The following is a 21175-nucleotide window of genomic DNA, read 5'->3' as shown; positions in this document are numbered from 1 at the left end:
CGGAGCACCCACCAGAACCTGCCCCCGATATCGAAGGAACTCCCTGTGCTTCGCACCCACGAGGCCGGCACGCTGCGTGCCGACCACTCCGGCCAGACCGTCACGCTCACGGGCTGGGTCGCCCGTCGGCGCGATCACGGCGGAGTCGCGTTCCTCGATCTGAGGGACGCCAGTGGCGTCGCGCAGGTGGTCGTCCGTGACGAGGTGCTCGCAGAGGGCGGGGCCCACGACCTGCGCAACGAGTACTGCGTGCGCATCGTCGGCGAGGTCAAGGCTCGCCCCGAGGGCAACGCCAACGCCGACCTGCCCACCGGCGAGATCGAGGTCATCGCCAGCGAGATCGAGGTGCTCAACGCCTCGGCGCCGCTGCCGTTCCAGATCGACGAGCGCGTCACCGTCGGTGAGGAGGCCCGCCTCAAGCACCGCTACCTCGACCTGCGTCGCCCCGGTGCGTCGTCGGCCGGCTCGGCGATCCGCCTGCGCTCACGCGTCAACGCCGCTGCCCGTTCGGTGCTGGGCGCCCGCGACTTCGTCGAGATCGAGACGCCCACGCTGACGCGCTCGACCCCCGAGGGCGCCCGTGACTTCCTCGTGCCCGCGCGCCTCGCACCCGGCTCCTGGTACGCCCTGCCGCAGAGCCCCCAGCTGTTCAAGCAGCTGCTCATGGTCGCCGGTATGGAGCGCTACTACCAGATCGCGCGCTGCTACCGCGACGAGGACTTCCGCGCCGACCGCCAGCCGGAGTTCACCCAGCTCGACATCGAGATGTCGTTCGTCGAGCAGGCCGACGTGATCGAGCTGGGCGAGCAGATCGTCAAGGAGGTCTGGAAGCTCATCGGGGTCGAGCTCGACGCGCCGTTCCTCCAGATGACCTACGCCGAGGCGATGCGCAGGTACGGCTCGGACAAGCCGGACCTGCGGTTCGGCAACGAGCTCGTCGAGTGCACCGAGTACTTCAAGGACACCACGTTCCGGGTCTTTCAGGCCGAGTACGTGGGTGCGGTCGTCATGCCCGGTGGCGCCGCGCAGCCGCGCAAGCAGCTCGACGCCTGGCAGGACTGGGCCAGGAGTCGCGGGGCGAAGGGCCTGGCCTACGTGCTCGTGCAGGAGGACGGCACCCTCGGCGGCCCGGTCGCCAAGAACCTCACGGACGCCGAGCGCGACGGCCTCGCCGCGCACGTCGGCGCGCAGCCGGGTGACTGCATCTTCTTCGGCGCGGGGGCGACCAAGTCCTCGCGTGCCCTGCTCGGGGCGGCCCGCCTGGAGATCGGTCGTCGCTGCGACCTCATCGACGAGGACGCCTGGGCGTTCCTGTGGGTGCTCGACGCGCCCCTGTTCGAGCCCAGCGCCGACGCGACCGCCTCGGGTGACGTGGCCCTCGGCTACAGCGCCTGGACCGCGGTGCACCACGCGTTCACCTCGCCGAAGGACGAGTTCCTCGACACCTTCGACACCGACCCCGGGTCGGCGCTCGCCTACGCCTACGACATGGTCTGCAACGGCAACGAGATCGGTGGCGGCTCCATCCGTATCCACCGCCGCGACGTCCAGGAGCGGGTGTTCCAGGTCATGGGCCTGTCGCAGGAGGAGGCGCAGGAGAAGTTCGGCTTCCTCCTCGACGCCTTCGCCTTCGGCGCCCCGCCGCACGGCGGCATCGCCTTCGGCTGGGACCGCATCGTGTCCCTGCTCGCCGGCACGGAGTCGATCCGCGACGTCATCGCGTTCCCCAAGTCCGGTGGCGGCTACGACCCGCTGACGGCGGCGCCCGCCCCCATCACGCCGGCGCAGCGCAAGGAGGCCGGTGTCGACGCCAAGCCGGCCGCCGACGCCCCCGCCGCCCAGGGAGCTGACGCGGTCAACCCCGTCACCAGCTGACCGCGTTCCCCGGCGCGCCGGGGAACGCGGTCACAGGTATGGCGCCCGCTCACCCGAGCGGGCGCCGTACCGGTCGTCCGGCGTCGGGCATGCCGCCCGTCACGCGCTCGCCGTCGACCGTCACCGTGGCGCGTTCGGACCAGAAGGCCACCCGGTCGCGCACCCGCACCGCGTCGTCGAGCGGCTCGGGGTAGAACCACGCGATGTCGTCCCCTCCCTCGACGGATGCGCTCAGGTAGCTCGCCTGTCCCTTGTAGGCGCAGACGCTGTGCGTCGATGAGGGCGTGAGCAGGTCCATCCGCACGTCCTCGACCGGCAGGTACCAGCGGGCCGGCAGGTGGGTCTCGTATAGGGCCAGGGCCCGGCGCGAGTCGGCCAGCACCTGACCGGCCAGCTCCACGACGACGTGCCGGTCGCTGGTCAGCACGTCGATCCGCTTGAACGGGTCGTGGGCATGGCCCATCACCGGCTGGCTCTCCTCCACCCAGTCGAACAACGCGAAGTCGAGCAGGATGCGTCCACCGAGGTCGGGGTCGTCGGGGCGGAACCCCACCTCGACGGGCCCGTCGTCCTCGAGCACCGCCACGGGGGTCCCGGGGCAGGTGTGGAGCTCGAAGTGCGGCGGACCGAGCACCGGGGGCAGGCCATCAGGCAGCTCACGGCGGGGGAGGTCGACCAGGTCCACCGTGAACGCGGCCGGCGGCACGGCATACTCCGGCACGACACGGCGCGGCTCCCACACGAGCATGGCGTCCGTGGTCTCGGCGACGACGCGGCCGTGGCGCGAGGCGCGCAGCCGCTTGGTCGTGGGGGCGCAGCGCAGCTGCGGCAGGTCGTGGAACAGCTGGGCGGACAGGTCGAGGGCCATGGACCCACGATCCTCGGTGCGCGGCACAGCGGCAATGGGTCGTCCCGGGAGGAGCAGGGCGCGACCTAGGCCGTGGCCAACCGCCGGCTCGACCACTCGTGCGTGTCCCCGTAGCCCAGGCCGGTGTAGACGCGACGGGCGACGGCGTTCTCGGAGTACATCCCGAGCGTGCACACCCCCGACTCCGAGACGCCGTCGCAGGTCAGGCGGGCCGTCACGGCCAGCCCGAGCCCGGTGCCTCGCTCGGCCTGGTGCACGGTGATGCCGGACAGGTGCGGGTGGCCGGCGAGGTTGGGCTCGCGCACGCCACACGCGACCAGGCCGCCGTCGTCGGACCTGACCCCGACCCAGTGCTGCCCGGGGTGCTCGAACGGCCGCGCGTCGGTGCGCGGGTTGGCCACGGCGAGAAGGGCGCGGATCTCGGCGACGTCGTCCGGGCCGAGCACCCTCACGCGTGCCTCGCCCGCGACCGTGGGCGGAGGCTGGGTCGCGCAGAGCCACTCCCAGTCGTTGCCGTCGGCCAGTGGCAGGTGCCGCGCGACCGCGTCGAGGGAGCCGCGTTGCACGGTCACCCTGGCCAGGGCGTCGGGCACCAGCGCCGCGTCGACCATCACGGCGAGCAGGGACTCGACGTCGTCGGGTGGACCCATGAGCAGCAGCCCGTTGGGGCGGGTGTGCGTCTGCCGGGGGAGCGCCAACGCCTCACCGAGGCAGTGGGCCGGAGTGCTCAACGGCGCGGGGACGTCCCAGCGCAGGAACGCACTGCCCCCGCCGAACCCGATCAGCTCCTCGTGGTGGGAGATCTCTTGCAGCACAGGGCGGTTCGATACGAACTCACCCCCACTCACTCGGTGATCCCGAACCGTGAGTGCCACCTCTTGAGGCCGGCGGGCGCCCACCAGTTCCAGTCGCCGAGCAGCGCCATCGTGGCGGGGACGAGCAGCATCCGCACGAGGGTGGCGTCCAGCAGCACCGCGACCGCCAGGCCGACGCCGGTCTCCTTGATGATGAGGAGCTGGCCGGCGACGAACCCCGAGAACACGATGACGACGAGGACGGCGGCCGAGGTGATGATGCGGCCCGACCGTTGCAGACCCAGGATGATGGCCTCGTCGTTGCTGGCGCCGCGTTCGTGCAGCTCGACGATGCGAGACAGCAGGAACACCTCGTAGTCCATCGACAACCCGAACCCGAACGCCAGCACCAGCATCGGGATCGTCGACTCGATCGCCCCGACGGAGTCGAACCCGAGGGGTCCCTGCAGGTGCCCCTGCTGGAACACCCACACGACCACCCCGAGGCTGGCGAAGAGCGAGACGACGTTCATCAGCAGGGCCTTGACAGGGATCACCACCGACCCCGTCATGAGGAAGAGGAGCACCAGGGTCGCCAGCGCCACGAGCGCGAACGCGTAGGGCGCCCGCGCCCGCAACGAGTCGGTGAAGTCGCGCAACCCCGACGCCTGGCCGATCACCTTGGTGGGGAAGTCCGGTCGGTCGGCGCGCAGGGCGGTCACCGCGTGGCGGGCAGCGTCGTCGAGTGGGCCGCCCGGGGTGTCGATCGAGATCAGGCTCAGCGAGTCGTTCACCTTCTCGACCCGCCCGGTGAGGCGGTGCCCGTCCACGACGGGCAGCGCGGCGGCATACGCCTGGGCCTGCGCGAGGTTCGCGGTGGCGACGACCTGCACATCGGGACCGGCCAGCGCGGGGTAGCGGTCGCCGAGGGTGGTGAAGAACTCGCGCTGTGGCGCACTCACCGGCAGGAGCTCCTTGCCCGACGACGTGAGCCGCAGGTCGAACGCGGGAGCCGCGAGGGTCCCGAGGACCGCGAGCACGGCGATGATGATGAGCACGGGACGCCGGAACACCCATCTGGCGAGCCGCGAGAACACCCCTTCCTCGGGTGCCTGCTCGGTGCCCCTCCTGAGCAGCCGCTTGGCGCCGACGACGCACAGGGCGGGCACGAGGGTCAGTGCGACGAGCATCGCCACGACCACCACGGACAGCCCGGCCGAGCCGATCGCCTTGAGGATCGAGGCCTGGAACACCAGCAGCCCACCGAGCGAGATCGCCACGGTGAGCCCGGAGAAGACCACCGTGCGCCCGGCCGAGTCGACGGTGCGGACGATGGAGTCCAGCACCTCCTCGTGGGTGATCTCGGACGCGGGTCGTCCCTGCACCCGGCTGCGCAGCTCCTCCCGGAACCGGCTGACCGTGAGCAGGCCGTAGTCGATGCACAGGCCGAGCCCGAGGACCGTCACGACGTTGACGACGGTGGCGTCGAGGTCGATGAGGTGGGAGAAGCCGAGCAGGGAGGCCAGCGCCCCGGCGATCGAGGCGATGGCGCCGATGATGGGCATGCCGGCGGCGACGAAGCCACCGAACACGAGCACCATCACGAGGAAGCTGATCGGCAGGGCGATGCCCTCGCCGGCGCGCAGGTCCTTCTCGACCTGGGAGGTGATCGCGTGGATGAGGTCGGCCAGCCCACCGGTCGTGCCGTGGGCGCCGGGAATGGCTGCCACGAGGTCGTGGAGCTGCTGGTCGACCTGCGCCTGGGCACGGTCGCGCGCCGCGCCCTCGAGAGCGGGATCGAACGTCACCACCGCCGCGAACCCGTCACCGCTGGTCGGCAGCAGGGTCTTGGCCGCGGGGCTGTCGAGCCCCGCCGGCACCAGCTGGGGCGCGGCTACGGACGCGACGCCGTCGATCCGGCTGATGGCCGCCGCAGCCTTGGTGACCGCGGCCACGGTGGCGGGGGCGCCGGCAGGGGCGTCGGTCACCTGGAGCAGGTGGGTCGACGTGGCCGACCGTCCCGCGGCGACGAGCTGGTCGCGACCCTGGAGGTTCTCGCCCGCCACCGACGGGTCGCCGGACTTGAGGCGGTCGAACAGCGACTGGTTGCCGAACGCACCGGTCGCTCCGGCGAACGAGGCGACGACCGCCAGGAGCCAGACGACGATGACGGTCCGCGGATGGCGCCCGACCAGCCCACCGAGGCGGGAGAGGGCGGAACCGGAGCGTTCGGGATGCTGCGAGCCGCGACGGTCGGCGCGGTGTCGTCCTCGCCCGGGGTGGTCGCGGGGGTCGCGGTGGTCGGGCGCGTCGGTCACGGGGGATAGCCTGCCACCCGTGGTGACAGGCGACGGCGACGACCTCTTCGCGGCGGCCAGCGGGACGGCGGGCGGCCCCGGAGCAGCCTCGTCCGGCGACCGCATGCCGTCGGGTGCGGCCCTGCCACCCCTCGCCGTCCGCATGCGCCCGGCTTCCCTGGACGAGGTGCGTGGCCAGTCCTCGGTCCTGCGCCCCGGGAGTCCGCTGCGTCGTCTGATCGAGGGATCCGCCGGGGCTGCTGGTCCGCTGTCGGCGATCATCTGGGGACCCCCGGGCACCGGCAAGACGACCTTGGCCCACCTCGTCGCGACGGCGGCCGGGCGGCGGTTCGTCGAGCTGTCGGCCGTGACGGCAGGCGTCAAGGACGTCAGGCAGGTCATGGAGCAGGCGGCCCGGGACCGCGACATGTACGACCGGCAGACCGTGCTGTTCCTCGACGAGATCCACCGCTTCACCAAGGCCCAGCAGGACGCGCTGCTCCCCGGCGTCGAGACCCGGCAGATCATCCTCGTGGCGGCCACCACGGAGAACCCGTCCTTCTCGGTCATCGCCCCGCTGCTGTCCCGGTCGATGCTCATCACCCTCGGGTCGCTGTCCGACGCCGAGGTCGCCGAGGTGCTCGTGTCGGCCGTGACCGACGAACGCGGGCTGGCGGGGGAGTTCAGCCTCGCCGACGACGCCAGCGCCCACCTCGTGCGGATCGCCGGGGGAGACGCACGCCGGGCCCTCACCTCGCTGGAGGCCGCGGCCGGCGTCGCGCTCGACGAGATCGCGCCCGGCGCCGACGTCGACGGACCTGTGGAGATCACCCTCGCGCACACCGAGCAGGCCGTCGCCTTCGCCAGCGTGCGCTACGACAAGACCGGCGACCAGCACTACGACGTCGCGTCGGCGCTGATCAAGTCGATGCGCGGCTCCGACGTCGACGCCGCGCTGCACTACCTCGCCCGGATGCTGGAGGCGGGGGAGGACCCCCGGTTCATCGCCCGGCGCATCGTCATCTCCGCCAGCGAGGACGTTGGCATGGGTGACCCGACCGCCCTGCAGACCTCGGTCGCCGCGATGCACGCCGTCGCCCAGATCGGGATGCCCGAGGCGCGGATCATCCTCGCCCAGGCCGTCGTCCACAACGCGCTCGCGCCCAAGAGCAACGCGGCATACACGGGGATCAACGAAGCCATCGCGGACGTGCGTGCCGGACGCGGCGGGGCCGTCCCTCCGCACCTGCGCGGCAGCGGGTATGCCGGCGCCGCCCGGCTCGGCCACGGCGACGGGTACGTCTACGCCCACTCCGAGCCGGACGGGGTGGCCCAGCAGGCGTACCTGCCCGAGGACCTGCAGGGGAAGACGGACTACTACCGGCCCACCGACCGCGGCTTCGAGGAGCGGCTCGGCCCACGCTGGGCCTGGCTCAAGTCCCGCATCCGCGGCACCTGACCCGGGCCCGTGGCCCGTCTTCCCCATCTTGGGGGCGGACCGGTGATCCATGGCTCACGTCCCTGCCCCCAAATGCGGGAACGTGCGGTCTCGGGCTGATCGCTGCCCCGGGGCGGTCGGGCGCCATACCCGGGTAGGGTTGCCGACATGGATGTGAGTCTGGGCGACATCGCCGGAATGGTCGCGGCCCTGGCGTTCGCGTTCCTGGTCTTCCGACTGGGTAGCGTGATCGGCAAGGCCGGCAAGATTCTCGACGAGACGAGGGTGGGTCTGCGGACCACGACGGAGAACGTCCAGCCGACGTTGATCAAGCTCACCGACACGGTCAGCCTCACCAACGAGCAGCTCGCGCGGGTCGACGGAATCACCACCAACGTCTCCGCCATCACCACGAACGCCAGCGCGCTCACCAGCCTCTTCGCGGCGACGCTCGGCAGCCCCGTGGTCAAGGTGGCTGCCTTCACGTATGGCGTCCGGTCGGCCCTGTCCGGGGCCGGCACCAGGTCGACCGGCGGCCGTCGCCGCCGCAGGATCTGATCGCCGTGGCACGCCTCTTCTGGCTCGGGCTCGGTGCCGCCGCGGGTGTCTACGCGGTGCGCAAGGTCGGCAAGGCCGCGCAGGCCTACACGCCCGCCGGCGTCGCCGACGGGTTGTCCGACTTCGGTGACGGCCTGCGCGAGCTCGCCGCAGCCGTCCGCGAGGGCATGGCTGAGCGCGAGGGTGAGCTGCGGCTGGCCCTCGGCATCGACGCCGGCACGGCCGACGACCCCGAGGCCAGTGCGGCGCGCCTCGACGCGGCCTCGGCGCGGGCGCTGCTCGACGACCCCACCGGCCGTCGCGCGGGTCGGGACCTCCGAGCTCGGTAGGGGCGTGCGCGCACCCGCGCGCCTCGCCCCGGCACTTGCTCACCCCCTACCCGTACGATTCGTCATGCCCGCCCACCCCTCCAGGGCATGCGCAAAGGACTGAGTACATCCATGGAAACCGCCGAGATCAGGCGCCGCTTCCTCTCGTTCTACGAGAGCAAGGGCCACACGGTCATCCCTTCGTCACCGCTGGTCTACGACGACCCCAACCTGTTGTTCGTCAACGCAGGCATGGTGCCGTTCAAGCCCTACTTCCTGGGGCAGCAGTCGCCGCCGTGGGACCGGGCGACGTCGGTGCAGAAGTGTGTCCGCACCGGTGACATCGAGGAGGTCGGCAAGACCTCCCGCCACGGCACGTTCTTCCAGATGAACGGCAACTTCTCCTTCGGGGACTACTTCAAGGAAGGCGCCATCCAGTTCGCCTGGGAGCTCATCACGACCTCCCAGGACCAGGGTGGCTACGGCCTGGACGCCGACAAGATCTGGCCCACGGTCTACGAGGACGACGACGAGGGCTACGACCTGTGGCACCGGACGATCGGAGTCCCCAAGGAGCGGATCACCCGCCGCGGCAAGCTCGACAACTACTGGCACATGGGCGTTCCCGGTCCCGGTGGCCCGTGCAGCGAGCTCTACCTCGACCGCGGACCCGAGTACGGTCGCGAGGGCGGCCCGGCCGTCGACGAGGACCGCTACCTCGAGTTCTGGAACCTCGTCTTCATGCAGTACGAGCTGTCGGCTGTCCGCGCCAAGGACGACTTCGACATCGCCTCGGAGCTGCCGAAGAAGAACATCGACACCGGCATGGGCCTCGAGCGCATGGCGACCCTGCTCCAGGGGGTCGACAACCTCTACGAGATCGACGAGGTATACCCCGTCCTGGACCGCGCCGCCGAGCTGACCGGCAAGAAGTACGGCGCCCACTCGGGCCACGCGGCCAGCGAGTCCCACCCCGACGACGTGCGCCTGCGCGTGGTCGCCGACCACGTCCGCTCCAGCCTCATGCTCATCGGCGACGGTGTCACCCCGGGCAACGAGGGCCGCGGCTACGTGCTGCGCCGGATGCTGCGCCGCGCGGTGCGCTCCATGCGCCTGCTCGGGTATGACGAGCCCAGCCTCCCGCTGCTGCTCCCCGTCTCGGTGGAGCGGATGAAGAACTCCTACCCCGAGCTCGAGGCCGGTTTCGACCGGATCTCGCAGATCGCGTACGCCGAGGAGGAGGCCTTCCGCCGGACCCTCGCCTCCGGCACCACGATCCTGGACACCGCGGTGTCGAAGACCAAGTCCGCGGGTGGCTCGACGCTTCCCGGCGACCAGGCCTTCCAGCTGCACGACACCTACGGCTTCCCCATCGACCTGACCCTGGAGATGGCTCAGGAGCAGGGCCTCGAGGTCGACCGTGCGGGTTTCACGCGCCTCATGCAGGAGCAGCGCGACCGGGCCAAGGCCGACGCCAAGGCCAAGAAGGGCGGGCACGCCAACACCGAGGTGTGGCGTGACCTGCGTGCCCTCGGGGCGACCGACTGGCGTGCCTACTCCGAGCTGACCAGCGAGGCGCAGATCCTCGGCCTCGTGGTCGACGGCGCACGCGTGGAGGAGCTCGAGCCCGGGCAGCGCGGCCAGGTCGTCCTGGACCGCACCCCCTTCTACGCCGAGTCCGGCGGCCAGGTGGGCGACGAGGGCATCATCACCGCCGACGGCGCGCACCTGCGCGTCGTCGACGTCCAGCGACCCGTCAAGGGCCTGGTCGCCCACACCGTCGAGGTGCTCACCGGTCCGGTGCGTTCCGGCCAGGACGTCATCGCCGAGGTCGACCCCGAGTGGCGCGTCTCCGCGTGCCAGGCCCACTCCGGCACCCACGTCGTGCACGCGGCGCTGCGCCAGGTGCTCGGCCCGACGGCCCTGCAGTCTGGTTCCTACAACAAGCCCGGCTACCTGCGGCTCGACTTCGCCTGGGGCCAGTCCCTGTCGAGCGAGACGCGCAGCGAGATCGAGGAGGTCGCGAACCTCGCGGTCCGCCAGGACCTCCCGGTGTCCGCGCAGTACATGACCCTGCCGCAGGCGCGTGAGTTCGGCGCGCTGGCGTTGTTCGGGGAGACCTACGACGAGCAGGTCCGCGTCATCGAGATCGGTGGCCCGTGGTCGCGCGAGCTCTGTGGTGGCACGCACGTCGGCCACTCCTCCCAGATCGGGGCGTTGTCGATCACGGGCGAGTCGTCGGTGGGTTCGGGCGTGCGGCGCCTGGAGGCCTTCGTCGGCATGGACGCTCTGCGCTACCTCGCCAAGGAGCGAGCCCTGGTCGCCGAGCTCACCGACATCGTCAAGGTCCAGCCGGGAGAGCTCAAGGAACGCGTCGCCGCCCTGGTGGCCCGCGTGCGGGACGCCGAGCGCGAGCTGGAGAAGGTGCGGCGCGAGCAGGTCCAGGCCCAGACGGGCCAGCTGGTGGAGTACGCCCGCGACCTCGGTGGCATCACGGTGCTGACCCACGACGCCGGCGACGGCACCAGCGCCGACGACCTGCGCACCATGGCCCTGGACCTGCGCAACCGCCTCGGTGAGGCCAAGCCGGTCGTGGTGGCCCTCACCGGTGTGGCCAAGGGCCGTCCCGGTGTGGTCGTGGCGACCAACGCCGGAGCCCGCGAGCGCGGGGTCAAGGCCGGCGCGCTGGTGCGGGTCGCCGCCCAGACGCTCGGTGGTGGCGGCGGTGGCAAGGACGACCTCGCCCAGGGTGGTGGCACCGATCCGGCCAGGACCGGTGACGCGCTGGGCCGGATCGACGCCGCCGTGCGCGAAACCACCGGCACCCACGCCTGACCGGGACGTCGGGACCATGACGCAGGCAGCCACCAGGACCGGGGTGCGAGTCGGCGTCGACGTCGGCAGCGTCCGGGTCGGGGTGGCTGCCAGCGACCCCTCGGGGTTGCTGGCGACCCCGGTCCGCACCGTCGCCCGCGACCAGCAGGAACACCCGGCGGGGGAGTCCACCGACCTGGAGGAGATCGCCGCCATCGTCACCGAGGGCTCGGCCATCGAGGTCGTCGTCGGTCTGCCCCGGACACTCGCGGGCGCCGAAGGTGCCGCCGCGCACACCGCCCGCACGTATGCTGGGCGGCTGGCGGTTCGTATCGCCCCCGTGCCGGTGCGCCTCATCGACGAGCGACTGACCACGGTCGATGCGCACCGTTCGCTCCGTGACAGCGGGGTCGACGGCCGACGGCAGCGTGCGGTGATCGACCAGGCGGCGGCGGTCCTGATCCTGCAGGCCGCCCTCGACGCGGAACGAGCCACCGGGCGGCCGCCCGGAGAGCTGGTCAGGACTGATGGGCGCAAGCCCCGGACGAAGGACAGGCACCGATGACCAAGCCCCACCTGGAGCAGTCGATCTTCGGGGGGCAGCACGACGGCGCGCACGACGTGGACGGCGGTACGCAGGAGGGGACCCAGCGTGACGGCACCCGCGCCCAGGCGCGGGCACGCACCCGCGCACCCCGGCGTCGTCACGGCCGCCGGCGCGGCATCCTCGTCGTCGCCCTGGTGATCGTCGCGGTGGCCGGCTTCGCGGCATACACCGTCCTGCGCCCGGTGGTCTCGGGCCTCATGGAGAGCAACGACTACCCCGGGCCCGGTGCCGGGCAGGTGAAGGTCCTGGTCAAGGACGGCGACACCGGGCGGGGCATCGGCACCACCCTGGAGAAGGCTGGTGTCGTGAAGTCGGCCAAGGCGTTCCTGGACGCCGCCTCGAGCGACCCGCGCTCGGCAGGGATCCAGCCGGGCACCTACACGCTCAAGTCGCAGATGTCGGCCAGGGGCGCCCTCGCCGTGCTCCTCGACTCGGCCAACCGGACCGTGCCGCGCGTGACGATCCGTGAGGGTCTGTGGAAGAACGAGGTGTTCGCCGCCCTCTCCAAGGGGACCGGTGTGCCGGTGGCGCAGTACGCCGCGGCGGCCAAGGACCCCAAGGCCATCGGGCTGCCGGCGGCGGCGAAGGGCAACGTCGAGGGCTACCTCTTCCCGTCGACGTACGAGTTCCCCGCCAAGGCCACGGCGACCCAGCAGCTGCGGACCATGGTCGCGAAGACGACCAGCGAGCTGCAGGCCGCAGGCGTGGCCGAGTCCGCCCGTGAACGCACCCTCATCATCGCCTCCATCGTCGAGGGCGAGGTCAGCGGCGGTGCCGACCGCGGCAAGGTCGCACGGGTGATCGAGAACCGCCTGCGCACCAAGGGCGGCCCCAACTACGGGCTGCTGCAGATGGACTCCACGGTCCACTACGCCGTGCAAAAGCGCGGCCGCGCCGGCACGAGCAACGCCGACCGACAGAGCGCGAGCCCCTACAACACCTACAAGCGGCAGGGCCTCCCGCCGGCGCCGATCAACAGCCCCGGCGCCGCGTCGATCAAGGCGGCGGCGTCGCCCACCCCCGGCAGCTGGCTGTTCTTCGTCACCGTCGACCCCGACACGGGGGAGACCAAGTTCGCGACGACGCAAGCCGACCATGACCGCAACGTGCAGGAGTTCCAGGCGTGGTGCAGGGACCACTCGGACCGGTGCTGAACGCCGCGGTCCTCGGGCGGCCGGTCGCCCACTCCCTGTCACCCCTGCTGCACACGGCGGGTTACCGTGCGCTCGGCCTGGACCACTGGGCGTATGGCGCGCACGACCTCGGCGCCGACGACCTGGCCGCCTGGGTGCGGGAACGTGACGACAGCTGGCGCGGCCTGAGCCTGACGATGCCGCTCAAGGAGGCTGCCCTCGCGGTGGCTGCCACGGTCTCGGAGACCGCGCAGGTGACCGGGTCGGTCAACACCCTGGTCCGTCGGGCCGACCTCGCGTGGGACGCCCACAACACCGACGTGCACGGCCTGGTCGCCGCCCTCGACCACGTCGACCACGCAGGCGCTGGGACGGTGCTGGGTTCGGGAGCCACCGCGCGGTCGGCGGCCGTCGCGCTCGCCCAGCTCGGTGTCACGCGGGTCCGCATCGCCGCGCGCAACCTCGCCACCACCACCGAGATCATCGCCCTGCTCGACTCCCTGGGGGTCCGCGGCATCCCCGTGGCGCTCCAGGACTGGGCGCTCGAGCCCGGCCGGCTGGTGCTGTCGACCCTGCCCCCGGCCGCCGGCGACGCCGCATCGGGACGACTCGGTGCCGGCGACGACCTGAGCGGCGCGACCCTGCTCGACGTCGTCTACGCCCAGTGGCCCACACCGTTGGCCGTCGCAGCGACGCGTGCCGGTGCCGACGTGGTGAGCGGGCTGGAGATGCTCGTCCACCAGGCGGCCCGGCAGTTCGAGCTGTTCACCGGTGAGATCGCCCCGGTCGACGTCATGCTCGCCGCCGGGCGCGCGGCGCTGGGCCGATGATCGAACGCGCCGCTGGTGCGGGCACCACCGTCTGGGTGGTCGCCGTCGCGGCACTGCTGGGTCTGCTCCTGGGTGGGCTCACCGGCAGGCAGCTCGCGGACGGCGGCTACCGCACCGAGTACGACGAGGCCGGAGCCCTGCCGCGGGTGTGGTGGTGGCCGGCACCGGCGCTGGCCCTGCTCTGGGCCTTCCTGGCCTGGCGCATCGGTGACTTCGCGGGGTGGGCGGCGCTGCCCGCGTTCCTGTTCTTCGCCTGGCTGACCGTGGCCCTGGTCTGGATCGACGCCGACGTCCACCGGCTGCCCGACGGGCTGGTGCTCCCCGCCTACCCCGCCCTGCTCGCGCTCCTGGTCGTCGCGACCCTCGGACTCGGGCAGTGGCAGGCCCTCTGGCGGGCCCTGATCTGCCTGGCCGTGGTGTTCACGGTCTTCTTCCTCATGAACCTCGTGTCCCCGGCGTCGCTCGGCTTCGGCGACGTCAAGCTGTCGGGCCTCATCGGGCTGCTCCTCGGCTGGGTCGGTGTCCAGCAGGCGGTGACCGGCGTCATCGCCGGGTTCCTCGTCGGAGGAGTGGTGGCCCTGCTCATGCTCGTCGGCCAGCGCGTCGGCCTCCGCTCGCACATCGCCTACGGACCGTCCCTGCTGCTGGGCACGTTCCTGGCGCTCGCGTTCGAGTACCAGCTGGTGGCCTAGGGCAAAGGCCTCGCAGGGTGCGTGGGAGGATCGGGACATGCTTCGCTGGTTGACCGCAGGTGAGTCCCACGGCCCGGCCCTCCTCGCGACGATCGAGGGTCTGCCCGCCGGGGTGGAGGTGACGTCGAAGGACGTCGCCGCAGCCCTCGCGCGTCGACGTCTCGGCTTCGGCCGGGGAGCCCGGATGAAGTTCGAGCAGGACGAGGTCGAGTTCCTCGGTGGGCTTCGCCACGGCGTGACGATGGGTTCGCCACTGGCGATCCGCATCGGCAACACCGAGTGGCCCAAGTGGGAGACCGTGATGTCGCCGGACCCCGTGTCGCAGGAGGCGTATGCCGCGTCCGACGACGTCAACGCGGAGAAGGAGGTCGCCCGCAACCGACCCCTGACCCGGCCGCGGCCCGGCCACGCGGACCTCGTGGGCATGCAGAAGTACGGCTTCGACGACGCCCGGCCTGTGCTCGAGCGCGCCTCGGCCCGCGAGACCGCGGCCCGGGTGGCGCTCGGTGAGGTCGCCTCCCGCTTCCTCGAGCAGGCGTACGGCATCCGCCTGGTGTCGCACACCGTCGCCATCGGCAGCGCCGGGGTCTCCGACGACGCCGAGCTGCCCACCCCCGACCAGGTCGAGCTGGTCGACGCCGACCCGGTGCGCACCCTGGACGCCGACGGCTCCGCCGCGATGGTGGCCGAGGTCGAGGCGGCCAAGAAGGACGGCGACACCCTGGGAGGGGTCGTCGAGGTGTTGGCCTACGGGCTGCCCCCGGGCCTGGGTTCGCACGTCCACTGGGACCGTCGCCTGGACTCCCAGCTGGCGGGAGCCCTCATGGGCATCCAGGCCATCAAGGGCGTCGAGGTCGGCGACGGGTTCCGCACCGCAGCCAGGCGTGGCTCGCAGGCCCACGACGAGATGGAGCGCGACCCCGATGGCACGATCCGTCGCCGCACCGGTCGAGCCGGGGGCACCGAGGGCGGCATGTCCACCGGGCAGGTGCTGCGGGTCCGGGCGGCGATGAAGCCGATCTCCACGGTCCCGCGCGCCCTGGACACCATCGACACGACCGGCGCCGAGGCGGCCAAGGCGATCCACCAGCGTTCCGACGTCTGCGCCGTCCCGGCCGCCGGCGTCGTCGCCGAGGCCATGGTCGCGCTCGTCCTCGCCCAGGCTTGCGTCGAGAAGTTCGGCGGGGACTCGGTGACCGAGACGGCACGCAACCACGCGGCATACCTCGCGGCGATCCCCGAGGCGATGCGCACGTGGTGACCTCGTCCCCGGCTGGGGGCGCGTCGTCGCGCCCGCTCGCCGTCGTCATCGGCCCGCCCGGCGCGGGCAAGTCCACCATCGGCCGCCGTCTCGCTGCAGCGCTCGGAGTCCGTTGGCACGACACGGATGCCGCGATCGAGGCCGCCCAGGGCGCCTCCATCTCGGACCTGTTCGTCGACCACGGTGAGGACCACTTCCGTGCGCTCGAGCGGGCCGAGGTGGCTCGCGCGCTCACCGAGGGCGACGTCGTCGTGTCGCTCGGTGGTGGAGCGCCGATGGACCCGGCGACACAGGCCCTGCTGGACGGCCACACGGTGGTCTTCCTCGACGTGGGGATCGCCGACGCCTCGCGGCGCATCGGGTTCGAGGGCAACCGCCCGCTGCTCATGGTCAACCCGCGCGCGACCTGGACCAAGATGATGAACGAGCGGCGCGCCACCTACGAACGCCTCTCGACCGTCCGCGTCGACACCGCCGGCCGCAAGCCGGCCGAGATCGTGGCCGAGGTGGTCGCTGCGATCGGCCACGAGCGCCCCGGCCAGGACGCCACCACGGAGGAGCAGCCATGAGCGACGCCACGCGCATCAGCGTCGGCGGGCAGTACGACGTCGTCATCGGCACGGGCCTGCTCGACGAGCTGCCGGGCCTGGTGGGGGAGGGCGTCCAACGCGTCCTGGTCATCCACCCCCGCGCCCTGGCCACAACCGGTGAGGCCGTGCGAGAAGACCTGTCCACCAAGGGATTCGAGGCGTATGCCGCGGAGGTCCCCGATGCGGAGGAGGCCAAGACGGCGCAGGTCGCCGCCTTCCTCTGGGGCGTCCTGGGGCAGGCCGGGTTCACCCGGTCCGACGCCATCGTCAGCGTCGGCGGGGGAGCGACGACCGACCTCGCCGGGTTCGTCGCCGCCACCTGGCTGCGCGGCATCCGGGTCGTGCACGTCCCCACGACGTTGCTGGCCATGGTCGACGCAGCCGTCGGGGGCAAGACGGGCATCAACACGACCGAGGGCAAGAACCTCGTCGGGGCGTTCCACGAGCCGGCCGGGGTGCTCTGCGACCTCGCGACGCTGGAGACGCTGCCCCAGCACGACTTCACGGCCGGGCTGGCCGAGGTCGTCAAGTGCGGGTTCGTCGCCGACCCGGTGATCCTCGACCTGGTCGAGGCCGACCCGGCGGGGGTGCGGTCCCCGTCGGGAACGCACGTGCGTGAGCTCATCGAACGGGCCGTCGCGGTCAAGGCCGACATCGTCGCCCAGGACCTCAAGGAGTCCTCCCTGCGGGAGGTCCTCAACTACGGCCACACCTTCGGGCACGCCGTCGAGCACGTCGAGCGCTACGCGTTCAGGCACGGGGCGGCCGTCTCGATCGGCATGGTCTACGTCGCCGAGCTCGCCCGGCTCGCCGGCAAGATGGACGACGCCCTCGTGGACCGGCACCGCGCCATCCTGACCTCGCTCGGGCTCCCGGTGACCTACCGCGGCGACCGCTGGCCCCAGCTGCTCGACGCGATGAAGCGGGACAAGAAGACGCGTGGGTCGTTGCTGCGGTTCGTCGTGCTGAACGGGTTGGCGCGCCCGGTGCGCCTCGAGGGTCCCGACCCCGCGATCCTGCAGGCGGCCTATGCCGAGGTGAGTGCCGAGGTCACGCGCGGCGGAGCCATCTCGCTCTGAGCCATCTCGGCGCTTAGCCCGTGACGACCTCCGCGGCAGGATCGGTCGCCGTGACCGTCAGCACGTGTGTCAGATCGCGTCGAGCTCGGCGAGGTCGGCGGGCTCGGGCTGCCAGGCGACGGCGAGGGCGTTGCGCTCGACCTGAGCGGCACTGGTCACGCCCGAGATGACCGACGCGACCTGCGGCTGGGCGGCAAGACCGCCGATCGCGACGTCCAGGAGCTCGATGCCGCGCTGGTCGGCGAACGCCTGGAGGGCCTCGACCCGGTCCCACTCGGCCTCGACGAGCCAGCCGGCGCGGTCTGCCTCCAGGGCTGCCCGCGACCCCTCGGGGGCCGCGGCCCCACGCCGGTACTTGCCGGTGAGCAGTCCCCGGGCGAGGGGGAAGAACGGCAGGATGCCGAGGTCGAAGCGCTCGCAGGCGGGCGCCACCTCGTGCTCCACGGTCCGGTCGAGCAGGGAGTACTCGTTCTGCACGGACACGAACGACGCCAGCCCTGCGGTGGCAGAGGTCCACGACGCGTCGGCGACCTGCCAGCCGTCGAAGTTGGAGCAGCCGATGTAGAGCACCTTGCCCTCCCGAACGAGGTCGGTCAGCGCCTCGAGGGTCTCGCCGACCGGCGTCATCGGGTCCGGGCGGTGCAGCTGGTAGAGGTCGATGTGGTCGGTCTGCAACCGGCGCAGGCTCGCCTCGACTGCGCGGCGCACATAGCGCCTCGACCCACGGGCACCGAAGTCCTCGCCGTTGGCGCCCTGCATGTCCATCCCGAACTTCGTGGCGAGGACGAACTCGTCGCGCTGGCCGCGCAACGCCTCACCGAGCATCTCCTCGCTCTGGCCCGGGTGGCCGCCGTAGATGTCGGCGGTGTCGAGCAGCGTCACCCCGGTCTCGCGGGCGGCCCGCAGGATGCCGTCGAGCCCCGCCCGGTCGACACGGCGGCCGAATGCGTTGCAGCCGAGGCCGACCGCGCTGACCATCAGGCCGCTGCCGCCGAGGGGCCGGTACTCCATGTCTCTCATGGGCCCACCCTAGGTCGGGTCCCCACGCCCCGCCGGGGTCGGGCGCCTGCAGCGATTCGGGGGACTCCCACCCCGGCGGCTAGACTGACCCGCGATTCCCACCCAGAACCTTCCGGAGCTCTCGCGCGCGCCAGCACCTGCGCTGAGTACCGGCTCACCGAAAGTGATTGTCACGTGGCATCGACCAACGAGCTCAAGAACGGCCTGGTCCTCAACCTCGAGGGCCAGCTGTGGTCCGTCGTGGAGTTCCAGCACGTCAAGCCCGGCAAGGGCCCGGCCTTCGTGCGCACCAAGCTGAAGAACGTCCTGTCCGGCAAGGTCGTCGACAAGACCTTCAACGCGGGCGTCAAGGTCGAGACCGCGAACGTCGACCGTCGCGACATGCAGTACCTCTACAAGGACGGCACGGACTACGTCTTCATGGACGGGTCGACCTACGACCAGATCCACATCCCCGAGACGACCGTGGGCTCGGTGGCCGACTACCTCCTGGAGAACCAGGTCGCCCAGGTCGCCACCCACGACGGCACCGTCCTCTACGTCGAGCTCCCGACCTCGGTCGTGCTGGAGATCACCTACACCGAGCCGGGCCTGCAGGGCGACCGCTCGACGGGTGGCACCAAGCCGGCGACCCTGGAGACCGGCGCGACGATCAACGTCCCGCTGTTCCTCGAGCAGGGCACCAAGGTCAAGGTCGACACCCGCGACGGCTCGTACCTCGGCCGCGTCAATTAATCGGAGCTCGTTCACTGTGTCTGCCAGAAGCAAAGCGCGCAAGCGCGCCGTCGACATCCTCTTCGAGGCCGAGCAGCGCGGCCTCAACGCCCGCGACCTGCTCGCCGAGCGGCTCGCGAAGCCGGTCACCGACGCCCCGCTGAACCAGTACACCGCCGACCTCGTCGAGGGCGTCGTCTCGCACTGGACCGACATCAACGAGCTCCTGTCGACGTACTCCCAGGGCTGGACGATCGAGCGCATGCCCAGCGTCGACCGCGCCATCCTGCGCCTGGGCGCCTACGAGGTCGTCTACACCGAGGACGTCCCCGACGGGGTCGCGATCTCCGAGGCCGTCGAGCTGGCCACGAGCCTGTCGACGGACGACTCCCCGAAGTTCGTCAACGGCCTGCTCGGGCGGCTCGCCGAGGTCAAGCCGACCCTGGCCTGAGCCGGGCCCGAGCTGGTCACCATGGAGATCCGCCTCGCCCTGCCCACCGACCTCGCGTCGGTGCAGGGGATCGAGGAGGCCTCCGACCAGGTCTTCGCGTCCGTGATGGACGTGAGTCTGTGGGGGAGTGCGCCCACCGGCCAGGAGCGTGCCACCGAGCCGGGGTTCCTGCTCGTCGCCGCGGAGGGCGACGAGGTGGTGGGTTTCGCCCACGTCGTGGACGTCGACGGACCTGGCGGGCCCGCCCACCTCGAGCAGATAGCGGTGCTCCCGGACCGGTCTCGGCGCGGCGTCGGGTCCGTCCTGCTGGAGCAGGCGTGCCGGTATGCCGCGGAGCGCGGTTTCGCGCAGGTCACCCTGCGCACCTTCCGTGACGTGCCGTGGAACGCCCCGTTCTACGCGGGGCACGGTTTCGTCGTCATGGCAGACGAGCCGGACTGGATGGGGCCGCTGCGCGCGGCCGAAGAGCGGATCGGCCTACCGCGCAACGGTGTCCGCGTCGCCATGGTCCGCCCCCTGACCTGAGCAGAGGGCTCCCTCGGCGCGCGACGCACACCGGGCGTGGCGGGGTGCCCCACCGGCGCAGGTCGCCCCCGCGGTGTCCACGGGGGCGACCTGTGATGAGGACCCGGCAGCAGTCGCCGGAGTCGGTCAGGGCTTGACGAGCACGTTCCCGACCATCCCCATCCCGTCGTGGATCGCGCAGATGTAGGAGAACCTGCCTGCCTTCGTGAAGGTGACCGTGAACGGTTTGCCGGGTGCCAGCACGCCGCTGTTGAGGTCACCGCCGCCGAAGTGCTTCGGGTCGCCGGATGGCTTGAGGATGCCGAGTCCCGCTGGCTCCTTGCCGAAGGTGACCGTGTGCGGGGCCCCGGGTCCGGCGACGCTGAACGTCACGGTCTCGCCGACGTGGATGACCGAGTGACTACGGATGAAGCGCATCACCGCGAAGCCGTTGCCGTCGATGCCGACCTGCACCTGGTGGCCGGTGACGGGGTGCGCCCGCCTGGCTTGGCGCCATGCCACCTTGCCGTCGTGCAGGAGCACCCGGGCCTGGTGGTGTCCCACTCGGTTGTAGTCCCGCTGCGTGTACGGGTACGGGGTCCCAGCCGCCCGGACATGGACCATGCCCTTCATCATCACGCCGTGCAGGAGGCAGTAGTAGGTGAAGTTCCCCTTCTTGGTGAAGGTCAGGTCGTAGGACTTCACGGGGTGGGTGAAGACGAAGATCGGTTGGGTCGCGATGATCCCCGAGTTGGTGTACTTCGTGCCGTTGTAGCGGTGTGTGCCCCGCTTCATGGTCTGGTTCGGGTCGAACGGGTTGAACGTCGGGAGCGAGGTCCCCGGCGCGAGGAAGGTGACGGTGTGCGGTTCGGCGCTCCCCGCCGTCCAGTGGACGGTGTCGCCCTTGTTGATCCAGACCTCTCGCGGGAGGAAGGACATGGCGGAGACCGCCATGGTGGGTGTCTCGGCACCCACCGTGACGTGCCAGGTCACCGGCTTGGCGTGCCGGTGGACGTGCAGGCTGGCCGACGTCGGAGCCGACGCCGGAGCAGAGGCCGTTGCCGACTGGCCGACGGCGACGGGGAGGACGAGTGCAACGAGGCCGGCGACGAGGAGGACAAGGCGTCGGCGTGGCTGGAGATTCCTGTGCATGGTGGTGCTCCTGACCTTGGAGGAGGTCGATGTGGCGACCTTGGCTGGATCGCTCGTACCCCTGCACCGCGGGCAGTCCATGATCCACGGTGCGCGCCCAGGATGGGCGCGTCATCATGCCGAAGGACTACGCGCTAGGGTGGACCCCGATCGACATCCTTTAACGACCTGTCCTGTGAGGCAGGGAAGG

At 71.5% G+C, this 21175-nt stretch carries 20 protein-coding genes; 15 read left to right on the top strand and 5 right to left on the bottom strand.

The window, feature by feature from the left end:
• The first annotated feature begins 45 nt into the window (after positions 1 to 45).
• A complete protein-coding gene (gene aspS, locus ABEG17_RS19320) occupies positions 46 to 1875 on the top strand; it encodes an aspartate--tRNA ligase (RefSeq protein ID WP_406831114.1) in 1830 nt (609 codons plus the stop codon).
• A 49-nt stretch (positions 1876 to 1924) separates the two neighbouring features.
• Here aspS and ABEG17_RS19315 read toward each other — a convergent pair whose 3' ends face one another.
• From ABEG17_RS19315 to ABEG17_RS19305, 3 genes are all read right to left on the bottom strand, one after another.
• Positions 1925 to 2743, bottom strand: a complete 819-nt coding sequence (locus ABEG17_RS19315) for a DUF427 domain-containing protein (protein WP_406831113.1) — start codon at positions 2741 to 2743, stop codon at positions 1925 to 1927.
• Between the two features lie 65 nt (positions 2744 to 2808).
• The gene (locus tag ABEG17_RS19310; RefSeq protein WP_406831112.1) at positions 2809 to 3558 is read right to left on the bottom strand and encodes a hypothetical protein; all 750 of its coding nucleotides are present in this window, start codon (positions 3556 to 3558) and stop codon (positions 2809 to 2811) included.
• Between the two features lie 29 nt (positions 3559 to 3587).
• A complete protein-coding gene (locus ABEG17_RS19305; RefSeq protein ID WP_406831111.1) occupies positions 3588 to 5855 on the bottom strand; it encodes an MMPL family transporter in 2268 nt (755 codons plus the stop codon).
• A 103-nt stretch (positions 5856 to 5958) separates the two neighbouring features.
• On the opposite strand from ABEG17_RS19305, the gene ABEG17_RS19300 reads away from it, so the two are divergent.
• The 11 genes from ABEG17_RS19300 to aroB all read left to right on the top strand — a co-directional run bounded on the left by ABEG17_RS19300 (position 5959) and on the right by aroB (position 17144).
• Positions 5959 to 7293 (top strand): replication-associated recombination protein A, encoded by a 1335-nt coding sequence (locus ABEG17_RS19300; RefSeq protein ID WP_406833241.1) that lies wholly within the window; start codon positions 5959 to 5961, stop codon positions 7291 to 7293.
• 153 nt (positions 7294 to 7446) lie between these two features.
• Complete coding sequence (locus ABEG17_RS19295) at positions 7447 to 7830, top strand: DUF948 domain-containing protein (RefSeq protein WP_406833240.1); 384 nt, start codon at positions 7447 to 7449, stop codon at positions 7828 to 7830.
• 5 nt (positions 7831 to 7835) lie between these two features.
• A complete protein-coding gene (locus ABEG17_RS19290; protein ID WP_406831110.1) occupies positions 7836 to 8159 on the top strand; it encodes a DUF6167 family protein in 324 nt (107 codons plus the stop codon).
• Positions 8160 to 8270: 111 nt separating this feature from the next.
• Positions 8271 to 10973, top strand: coding sequence for an alanine--tRNA ligase (gene alaS, locus ABEG17_RS19285; RefSeq protein WP_406831109.1), 2703 nt, complete (start codon positions 8271 to 8273; stop codon positions 10971 to 10973).
• Between the two features lie 16 nt (positions 10974 to 10989).
• Complete coding sequence (gene ruvX / locus ABEG17_RS19280) at positions 10990 to 11517, top strand: Holliday junction resolvase RuvX (RefSeq protein ID WP_406831107.1); 528 nt, start codon at positions 10990 to 10992, stop codon at positions 11515 to 11517.
• The gene (gene mltG / locus ABEG17_RS19275; protein WP_406831106.1) at positions 11514 to 12713 is read left to right on the top strand and encodes an endolytic transglycosylase MltG; all 1200 of its coding nucleotides are present in this window, start codon (positions 11514 to 11516) and stop codon (positions 12711 to 12713) included. The genes ruvX and mltG overlap by 4 nt, the downstream gene beginning before the upstream one ends.
• Positions 12683 to 13522, top strand: a complete 840-nt coding sequence (locus ABEG17_RS19270; RefSeq protein WP_406831105.1) for a shikimate dehydrogenase — start codon at positions 12683 to 12685, stop codon at positions 13520 to 13522. The genes mltG and ABEG17_RS19270 overlap by 31 nt, the downstream gene beginning before the upstream one ends.
• A complete protein-coding gene (locus ABEG17_RS19265; protein WP_406831103.1) occupies positions 13519 to 14214 on the top strand; it encodes a prepilin peptidase in 696 nt (231 codons plus the stop codon). The genes ABEG17_RS19270 and ABEG17_RS19265 overlap by 4 nt, the downstream gene beginning before the upstream one ends.
• Before the next feature lie 37 nt (positions 14215 to 14251).
• Positions 14252 to 15475: a chorismate synthase gene (gene aroC / locus ABEG17_RS19260; protein WP_406831102.1), complete on the top strand. Its 1224-nt coding sequence runs from the start codon at positions 14252 to 14254 to the stop codon at positions 15473 to 15475.
• Complete coding sequence (locus tag ABEG17_RS19255) at positions 15469 to 16044, top strand: shikimate kinase (protein WP_406831101.1); 576 nt, start codon at positions 15469 to 15471, stop codon at positions 16042 to 16044. The genes aroC and ABEG17_RS19255 overlap by 7 nt, the downstream gene beginning before the upstream one ends.
• Positions 16041 to 17144, top strand: coding sequence for a 3-dehydroquinate synthase (gene aroB, locus ABEG17_RS19250; protein WP_406831100.1), 1104 nt, complete (start codon positions 16041 to 16043; stop codon positions 17142 to 17144). Before ABEG17_RS19255 ends, aroB begins: the two co-directional genes overlap by 4 nt.
• A gap of 69 nt (positions 17145 to 17213) precedes the next feature.
• On the opposite strand, the gene ABEG17_RS19245 is transcribed toward aroB, so the two are convergent.
• Complete coding sequence (locus ABEG17_RS19245) at positions 17214 to 18155, bottom strand: aldo/keto reductase (RefSeq protein WP_406833239.1); 942 nt, start codon at positions 18153 to 18155, stop codon at positions 17214 to 17216.
• 183 nt (positions 18156 to 18338) lie between these two features.
• Between ABEG17_RS19245 and efp the strand changes: the two genes are divergently transcribed.
• The 3 genes from efp to ABEG17_RS19230 are packed head-to-tail and all read left to right on the top strand — an operon-like array spanning position 18339 to position 19854.
• Positions 18339 to 18899, top strand: a complete 561-nt coding sequence (gene efp / locus ABEG17_RS19240) for an elongation factor P (RefSeq protein WP_406831099.1) — start codon at positions 18339 to 18341, stop codon at positions 18897 to 18899.
• A gap of 16 nt (positions 18900 to 18915) precedes the next feature.
• Positions 18916 to 19329: a transcription antitermination factor NusB gene (gene nusB, locus ABEG17_RS19235; RefSeq protein ID WP_406831098.1), complete on the top strand. Its 414-nt coding sequence runs from the start codon at positions 18916 to 18918 to the stop codon at positions 19327 to 19329.
• 21 nt (positions 19330 to 19350) lie between these two features.
• Positions 19351 to 19854, top strand: a complete 504-nt coding sequence (locus ABEG17_RS19230) for a GNAT family N-acetyltransferase (protein WP_406831097.1) — start codon at positions 19351 to 19353, stop codon at positions 19852 to 19854.
• Between the two features lie 126 nt (positions 19855 to 19980).
• On the opposite strand, the gene ABEG17_RS19225 is transcribed toward ABEG17_RS19230, so the two are convergent.
• Entirely contained in the window at positions 19981 to 20985 is a 1005-nt protein-coding gene (locus ABEG17_RS19225; RefSeq protein WP_406831096.1) for a plastocyanin/azurin family copper-binding protein, read from the bottom strand.
• Positions 20986 to 21175: the final 190 nt, after the last annotated feature.

Origin of the sequence: Pedococcus sp. KACC 23699 (genome assembly GCF_045348425.1) — a bacterium.
Classification (GTDB): Bacteria; Actinomycetota; Actinomycetes; order Actinomycetales; family Dermatophilaceae; genus Pedococcus.
This window is presented reverse-complemented; position numbering and strand designations above follow the sequence as displayed.

Excerpts from the sequence above, each read along its gene's own strand:
- ABEG17_RS19315 (WP_406831113.1), bottom strand. The coding sequence starts at position 2,743 with ATGGCCCTCGACCTGTCCGCCCAGCTGTTCCACGACCTGCCGCAGCTG.
- ABEG17_RS19265 (WP_406831103.1), top strand. The coding sequence starts at position 13,519 with ATGATCGAACGCGCCGCTGGTGCGGGCACCACCGTCTGGGTGGTCGCC.
- ABEG17_RS19245 (WP_406833239.1), bottom strand. The coding sequence starts at position 18,155 with ATGGAGTACCGGCCCCTCGGCGGCAGCGGCCTGATGGTCAGCGCGGTC.
- ABEG17_RS19300 (WP_406833241.1), top strand. The coding sequence starts at position 5,959 with ATGCCGTCGGGTGCGGCCCTGCCACCCCTCGCCGTCCGCATGCGCCCG.
- aroB (WP_406831100.1), top strand. The coding sequence starts at position 16,041 with ATGAGCGACGCCACGCGCATCAGCGTCGGCGGGCAGTACGACGTCGTC.
- ABEG17_RS19230 (WP_406831097.1), top strand. The coding sequence starts at position 19,351 with ATGGAGATCCGCCTCGCCCTGCCCACCGACCTCGCGTCGGTGCAGGGG.
- mltG (WP_406831106.1), top strand. The coding sequence starts at position 11,514 with ATGACCAAGCCCCACCTGGAGCAGTCGATCTTCGGGGGGCAGCACGAC.
- alaS (WP_406831109.1), top strand. The coding sequence starts at position 8,271 with ATGGAAACCGCCGAGATCAGGCGCCGCTTCCTCTCGTTCTACGAGAGC.
- ruvX (WP_406831107.1), top strand. The coding sequence starts at position 10,990 with ATGACGCAGGCAGCCACCAGGACCGGGGTGCGAGTCGGCGTCGACGTC.
- ABEG17_RS19225 (WP_406831096.1), bottom strand. The coding sequence starts at position 20,985 with ATGCACAGGAATCTCCAGCCACGCCGACGCCTTGTCCTCCTCGTCGCC.
- aroC (WP_406831102.1), top strand. The coding sequence starts at position 14,252 with ATGCTTCGCTGGTTGACCGCAGGTGAGTCCCACGGCCCGGCCCTCCTC.